General features: G+C 29.4%; 7 protein-coding genes. All 7 read left to right on the top strand.

The window, feature by feature from the left end; genetic code table 11:
• Positions 1-312: 312 nt before the first annotated feature.
• The 7 genes from ACQRD5_RS16275 (at position 313) to ACQRD5_RS16245 (ending at position 7,366) form a co-directional block, all read left to right on the top strand.
• Positions 313-1,665, top strand: coding sequence for a PTS sugar transporter subunit IIC (locus ACQRD5_RS16275; protein ID WP_291628779.1), 1,353 nt, complete (start codon positions 313-315; stop codon positions 1,663-1,665).
• 105 nt (positions 1,666-1,770) lie between these two features.
• Positions 1,771-2,670 carry a haloacid dehalogenase-like hydrolase gene (locus tag ACQRD5_RS16270; RefSeq protein ID WP_291628780.1) on the top strand — a complete coding sequence of 300 codons (900 nt, stop codon included), beginning with the start codon at positions 1,771-1,773 and terminating at the stop codon, positions 2,668-2,670.
• A gap of 85 nt (positions 2,671-2,755) precedes the next feature.
• Positions 2,756-3,073, top strand: coding sequence for a PTS sugar transporter subunit IIB (locus ACQRD5_RS16265; protein ID WP_291628781.1), 318 nt, complete (start codon positions 2,756-2,758; stop codon positions 3,071-3,073).
• A gap of 35 nt (positions 3,074-3,108) precedes the next feature.
• A complete protein-coding gene (locus ACQRD5_RS16260; RefSeq protein WP_291628783.1) occupies positions 3,109-3,429 on the top strand; it encodes a PTS lactose/cellobiose transporter subunit IIA in 321 nt (106 codons plus the stop codon).
• 36 nt (positions 3,430-3,465) lie between these two features.
• A complete protein-coding gene (locus tag ACQRD5_RS16255; RefSeq protein ID WP_291628785.1) occupies positions 3,466-4,776 on the top strand; it encodes a PTS sugar transporter subunit IIC in 1,311 nt (436 codons plus the stop codon).
• Positions 4,777-5,033: 257 nt separating this feature from the next.
• A complete protein-coding gene (locus ACQRD5_RS16250; protein ID WP_291628787.1) occupies positions 5,034-5,813 on the top strand; it encodes a sulfite exporter TauE/SafE family protein in 780 nt (259 codons plus the stop codon).
• 92 nt (positions 5,814-5,905) lie between these two features.
• A complete protein-coding gene (locus tag ACQRD5_RS16245; protein WP_291628788.1) occupies positions 5,906-7,366 on the top strand; it encodes an arylsulfatase in 1,461 nt (486 codons plus the stop codon).
• The last annotated feature ends 289 nt before the right edge of the window (positions 7,367-7,655 follow it).

The raw sequence follows: 7,655 nt of genomic DNA, 5'->3' as shown, positions 1-7,655 counted from the left end.
ATTATAACTAAAAATTTTAGCGATATCCAATATATGTATTGACAAATTATTCATGGTAAATTATACTTTAAATATAATTAATAATAATTTATTATCAAATATATGTTTTTGAAAGGAAAAATATGGTCAATAAATAATTATTTATAAGGAATTTGAGTGTAGATTTATTTTTTAAAGCTTATAAGTATAATGAAAACGATTAAACAATTATGCTTATTTGGAAGTTTGTAAGTCTATATTTAATAACATTTATCTTTTATAAATACACAAAAGCAAATCGAAAAAAATTTTTAATAGTAAGGAGGTAGAATAATGAACAAATTAATGGAAACTATTGAAAAATATTTATTACCAATTGCTTCAAAGATTAGTAATCAAAAATTCTTAATAGCTCTTAGAGATTCTTTTATAGGTACTATGCCTGTTGTTATGACTGGTTCTATTGCACTATTATTAAATGCATTTTTAGTAGATGTACCTGGACAATTTGGAAATACTTCTATTCCTCAAATGTTCAGCTTTGTTGTAGATATTAACAATTTAATATTTAAAGGAAGTTTAGCTATAGTATCTCTATTATTTATTTTTTCTTTAGGTGTAAATATTGCTAAAATTTATAATACAGACTATCTATCATCGGGGATAGTTGCTCTTTCAGCTTTTATTATAGCTATTAGTAATTCTATTACTAAAACTATTCAATTACCTAATGCTGATGGACAAGTTCTATCAGAACTTTTTAAGGGAATTAAAGACATAGCTATTGATGCTAATAATTTTTCTATTACAGTAAGTGGAGTAATTCCAGGGGCTCAAATTAATTCAAATGGTTATTTTACTGCAATGATTGTTGGCTTTATGGCATGTATAATCTTTGGTAAATTAATGAATAAAAATTGGACAATTAAGTTACCAGATACAGTACCACCAGCTATTGCAAAACCATTTTTATCTATAATTCCAGGCTTTATTGCATTATATAGTGTAAGTATATTTGTATATGTATTTAATAAAATTACTGGACAAATATTAATTGATTGGATATATAAAGTGCTTCAAACTCCATTATTAGGATTATCGCAAAGCTTCCTTGCAGTTGTACTTATAGCATTCTTAACACAATTATTCTGGTTTTTTGGAATTCATGGTGGAAACGTAATGGCACCAATTATGGAAGGATTATTTGGAGTTACTTTATTAGCTAATATGGAGGCTTTCCAAAATAATCAATCAATTCCATATTTATGGACAAGCGTATCTTATGGATCTTTTGTATGGTATGGAACATTAGGATTGTTAATAGCGATATTCTGGAAATCTAGAAACAGTCATTATAAAGAAGTAGCAAAATTAGGTATAGCACCAGTCTTATTTAATATAGGAGAGCCTGTTATGTATGGACTTCCTACAGTAATGAACCCACTTTTATTTATACCATTTTTACTATCACCTTCATTAATGGCAGCGGTTTCATACTTAGCAACAAGTTTAGGATGGGTAGCACCAGTTACTCAAAATGTTACATGGGTTATGCCACCTGTATTATATGGATTTTTCTCTACAGGATTTGACTGGAGAGCAATTGTATTATCATTGGTAAATTTAGCGATTTCTATAGTAGTTTATTTACCTTTTGTTAAGATGGCTGATAAGGAAGTTGTTTAATGATTAAATAGAAAACAAAAGAAGAGGTTTATATAATAATAATAAATTTTAAAATTTAGTAAAAAATCATACCTAAGATTAAATTTAAGACTTGGAGGCGTTATTATGGGAAAAAGATTAATTAGTGCAAATGCTTCGGAGATATTGCAAATGACCGCAGCAGAATTGAAACAAAGTATTAAAGCTAGTGAAGGTAGAACAATTCTTTCAGAGAATGTGGCACCAAGAGAATCCTTTGTAGGAGATATTACAAACTCTGAAATTGCTAAAGCTTTTGGAGCTGATTTAATTCTTCTTAATTGTTTGGATGTTTTAGACCCACATATTTTTGGATTAGATGTTAAAGAAGGAAATTTTGTGGATGAGCTACACAGATTAGTTGGACGTCCAATAGGAGTAAACTTAGAGCCTGTTGACTTAGATGCAGATATGTCAGAGGATATGTTAACTATTAGTAGAGGAAGACAAGCTAATCTTGAAACAATTAAGCAAATTGAAAAGCTTGGAATGGATTTTGTTTGCTTTACTGGAAATCCAGGCACAGGAGTTACTAATTCGCAAATAGAAAAGACAATTCGCTTAGCAAAAGAGAATTTTTCTGGATTAATAATTGCTGGGAAAATGCATGGAGCAGGTGTTAATGAACCAGTTGCAGATATAAAAGCAGTAGAAGAGTTTATTGATGCTGGTGCAGATATTATTTTAGTTCCAGCAGTTGGAACAGTACCAGGTTTTGATGATTCAGAATTGAAAGAAGTAGTTAAAGTGTCACATAGAAAGGGAGCACTTGTATTAACAGCAATTGGTACTAGCCAAGAAAGTGCTGATGAAGACACTATAAAGCAAATTGCAATACGTAATAAAATATGTGGGGTGGATATCCAACATATTGGTGATGCAGGTTATGGGGGAGTAGCACCTTTTGAAAATATTTTTGCAATGAGTAAGGCAATTAGAGGGGTTCGTCATACTGTTTCAATGATTGCACGCTCAGTTAATAGATAAAGAATTATATAGTATGGGAAGGGCAGTTTAATATTGCTTACATTCATTATATATTAATAAATAGTTTTAAGGAGGAAGGTATAGTATGAAAAAAACAATTATGTTAGTATGTGCAGCTGGAATGAGCACTAGTTTAATGGTAAATAAAATGAAAAAATCAGCTGAAGAAAAGGGCTTGGATGCAGATATATTCGCTGTATCAGCTAGTGAAGCAGATGAGTATTTAAGCAGTAGAAAAATAGATGTATTGCTTTTAGGACCTCAAGTGCGTTTTATGAAATCACAATTTGAAACTAAAGTTGCACCGTTAGGAATAAAACTAGGTGTAATTAATATGACTGATTATGGAATGATGAAGGGCGAAAAAGTATTAGAAGAAGCTATAAGATTAATGAATAGCTAGTTTTATGTTAAATTGCTTTAGAAGGAGTGTTTATTTTGGAAGAAGAAATGAATTTAGAGGTAATAATGCAGTTAATTATGTATGGTGGAGATGCAAAAAGTAATGCAATGGAAGCCATTCAAGCAGCTAAAACTGGAGATTTTGAATTAGCTAATACTAAGATTGCTGAAGCAGAAGCTTCATTAAGACAAGCTCATCACTCTCAAACAGAAATGTTAACTAAAGAGGCACAAGGAGAGAGAGCAGAAGTATCATTATTAATGGTGCATGGGCAAGACCATTTAATGACATCAATTGCTTTTACAGATTTAGCCAAAGAAATCATTGAAGTTTATAATCGTATTACTGATAAGTAATATTATTATGTATTTAAATAAAAGGGAGTGGATAATATGAAAAGGATGAATGAAATTCTTGAAGAAAAAATGTTACCTATAGCTGCAAAGTTAGGTAATAACAAAGTATTAATAGCAATACGTGATGGTATTACATTAAGTATGCCGTTAATAATTATTGGTTCGCTATTTCTTGTAATAGCAAGTTTCCCTATAGAGGCTTGGACTAATTGGCTAACTGAAATGGGAATAGACACTTACTTATGGAAGGGTGTTGATAGTAGCTTTGGATTAATGGGTTTAGTTGCAAGTTTTGGAGTTGCTTATAGCTTTGCACGTCAACATAAGCTTGATGGTGTTTCAGCAGGTATTATAGCATTATCATCTTTTATAGTAGTTACTCCTTTTGTAACTGGTGAAGCTGGAGCTGGTATTCCTGTAGGTTATATGGGAAGTAAAGGATTATTTGTTGCAATGGTTCTTGGTATAATATCTTCTTTAATATTTAAGTGGTTTATACAACATGATATTCAAATTAAATTACCAGAAGCTGTACCACCTGCAGTTTCAAGAAGTTTTAGTGCTTTAATTCCAGGGGCAGTAATTATAACTTTATGGTTAGTTATTTTTGCGATTATTGATAGAGTAGGACTTGTAAATATTCATGATTTATTAGGAAAAATTTTAGGTGGACCATTAGGTTTACTAGGAAATAATATTTTTGGAACACTTTTTGCAATTCTATTAAATAGCTTATTCTGGTTTGTTGGAATTCATGGAGGAAACGTTGTAAATAGTATTCTTAAGCCTATTTGGTTAATGAATTCAGATGCGAATAGATTAATATTCCAAGCTGATAAAATGGCTGATTTGCCTAATATTATAACAATGCAATTTATAGATAACTACGTATTTATGGGTGGTGGTGGAGCGACCATTGGTTTAGTAATAGTAATTGCTATTATTGCTAGAAAGAAAAAAGCAAGTAAGATTAGTAAAACTATGGCACCATTAACTTTAACACCAGGTTTATTTAATATTAATGAGCCTACAATGTTTGGTTTACCAATAGTAATGAATATTTCATTATTAATTCCATTTATTTTAGCACCAATGGCTAATGCAATAATTTCATATGCAGCAATGGCAACAGGATTAGTAGCTAAGACTACAGGTATTGCTGTTTCTTGGACTATGCCACCTATTATTAGTGGATTCTTTACAACTGGAGGTCATATTAGTGGGTCAATACTTCAATTAGTATGTATAGTTGTTGATGTGCTTATATACTGGTTCTTCTATAAAGCTGTTGAAAAACAAAATTTAATTTTGGAATCAGAAGAAGAAAATAATTATACGAATGTATAAGAATTTTACCTAGGGGTGAAAATTAATAAGGAGCTGTGACAGCTCCTTTTTTATATAAAAATAAGTAATAAAGAAAAGTCACTAAATATCTATTTTAGTGTCATAGTAAATTAATTTTAATAATAATTAATTTATATAGGAAAAGTTAATGTACTAACTTAAATAATGTATAAATTGCTTTATTTAATAAGAATATAAAATGTATAATATATAATATACAACAGTACATTCGGTTAAATATAAGAAAGGAGTTAGTTATGATACTATATTTTTTTATAGCATTAGCAGCAACAGTTATAGGGGCAATGACTGGGCTAGGTGGTGGAGTAATAATAAAACCTCTTCTGGATTTTTTAGGAGATTATAATTTGCCCACAATAGGAGTTTTATCTTCCTTCACAGTTTTTTCAATGGCTTTAGTTTCTATAATAAAGCAAATTAGATATAAGGTGAAAATAGAATTAAGAAAAACAGCTTTTATTGGTATTGGTTCAATAGTTGGTGGTGTTCTTGGGAATAAGATAGTAAATATATTACTAATGTTCTTAAGTGAAGCTTTGGTAACTATTATTCAAAGCTTAACATTAGCTATACTTCTAATTATCATATATATTTATATGAATAATAAAGAAAAGTTTAAAAGCTATAAAGTGAGTAATTCTATTGCATGTATATTAATAGGAATCCTGTTAGGAAGTCTTGCTTCCTTCTTAAGTATAGGTGGAGGCCCTATAAATGTTTGCGTATTAGCTTTATTCTTTTCTATGAATACTAAAGAAGCAGCTATAAATTCTATTATTACAATTCTATTTTCTCAAGGCTCTAAGCTGTTCACAGTAATAACAACACAGGGGCTTAAACCCTTTGATTTAACTATGTTACCTTATATGATTATAGGGGGGATAGTTGGTGGAATTATAGGTGCAAGCTTAAATAAAAAGTTCAACTCAGAAGTTATTTTAAAAGTCTTTAATATAGTATTAATAGCACTAATTTTACTTAATATATACAATGTTATAGGTATATTAATAATATAAAAAGAGATGTTAATAAGCTTTGATTTAATAAAAAATTTAATAAATAAATTAAAGATAAAGTTAAATAAAATTTTAGTAAAGAAGGTGTTTTTTTGGACAAACCTAATGTTATTTTAATAATGGTTGATCAAATGAGATATGATTGTATGGGGGCTAATGGAAATGAAGTTATTTCCACTCCAAATTTAGATATGATGGCTAGCTCAGGGTATAATTTTGAAAATGCTTATACAGCAGTACCATCATGTATTGCTTCAAGAGCAGCATTAATGACAGGATTATCACAAAAAAATCATGGAAGAGTGGGTTATGAAGATGGCATACCATGGAGATATGAAAAGACATTAGCTAAAGAATTCACTAACTTAGGATATCAAACTGAATGTATTGGGAAAATGCATGTTTATCCAGAAAGAAATAGGTTAGGCTTTCAACATGTTGAATTACATGATGGGTATTTAGGCCTTTCTAGAAATTATAACAAAAAGTACTCAGATACCTTTGAAAATGTAGATGATTATTTAAGCTGGTTTAGAGATAAAAAAGGTAATAGTGTTGATTTAATGGATAATGGTTTAAACTGCAATTCATGGGTAGCAAGACCTTGGCATTGTGAAGAAGAAGTACATCCAACTAATTGGGTAGTAACAAAAAGTATTGAATTTTTAAAGAAGAGAGATAGGGATTGTCCATTCTTTTTAAAAATGTCATTTACAAGACCACATTCACCATTAGATCCACCTCAATATTATTTTGATATGTATATGAATATGATAGATGAATTACCAGAAGTTAAAATTGGAGAATGGGCAAAGAATATAGGAGATGATACTCCTCTTTCTACTATAGCAAAAGTAGGTAAATTGAAACCAAAGGAGTTAAAGAGAGCAATTGCAGCTTATTATGGTTCAATAACTCATATAGATCATCAACTTGGTAGATTCCTAATTGCGTTAAAAGAGCAAAGGATTGATAAAAATACTATTATTATCTTCTTATCAGATCATGGTGATCAATTAGGAGAACATAATCTCTTTAGGAAAGCATATCCTTATGAGGGAAGTGTTCATATTCCACTTTTTGTATATGATCAAGGAAATATTTTGAAGGGTAAAGTTAAGAAAATTAATGAATTAGTAGAGCTTAGAGATATATTCCCAAGTTTGGTAGATTTAGCTGTAGGTAAGAAGGTAACAAATATTGATGGTAAAAGCTTTAAGAAATGCTTATATGATTCTAGTTATTCTCTAAGAGATTACATTCATGGAGAACATAGCTTTGGGGAATATTCTAATCACTTTATTGTTACAAAAGAATGGAAATATATTTGGTATCCTATTAAAGATGAAGAACAACTTTTTAATTTACAGAAAGATCCAAATGAATTAGTAGATGAAAGTAATAATCCTGAATTTACAAATATTATGAATGAATTAAGAAATCATTTAATTGAGGAATTAAAAGAGAGAGAAGAAAACTTTGTGAAGGATGGAAAATTACAAAAGAAGGATTCCACTAAAGATACCTTATCTTTTTTAAAAAATATATTGTAGAAGCTCCACAGGGAGCTTCTTCCTTTTTGTTAGTAGTTTTACTATTTTTATAAATATAGTGGTTTATCACTTAATATAATTTTATCTTCATATTTGCCTTCTGTTTCAAAAATAATTATTTAATTTTCTCCTTTACTTAAAGCTTTATTTGACATATTTAATCCTCCTAATATGCTCGGGACAAATATCAAATTAATTATATCAGATACTTTGCAAAACTAACTTCTGTTTAAGTAGAAAAACGGAAATTACTTTTTCAATTTACATTTACTTTTTAAAGTAACATATT

The organism is Clostridium sp. SGI.024 (assembly GCF_050315195.1).
Taxonomy (GTDB): domain Bacteria; phylum Bacillota; class Clostridia; order Clostridiales; family Clostridiaceae; genus Clostridium.
Note: the sequence above shows the minus strand (reverse complement) of the source record. Positions and strands in the feature narration are given on the sequence as shown.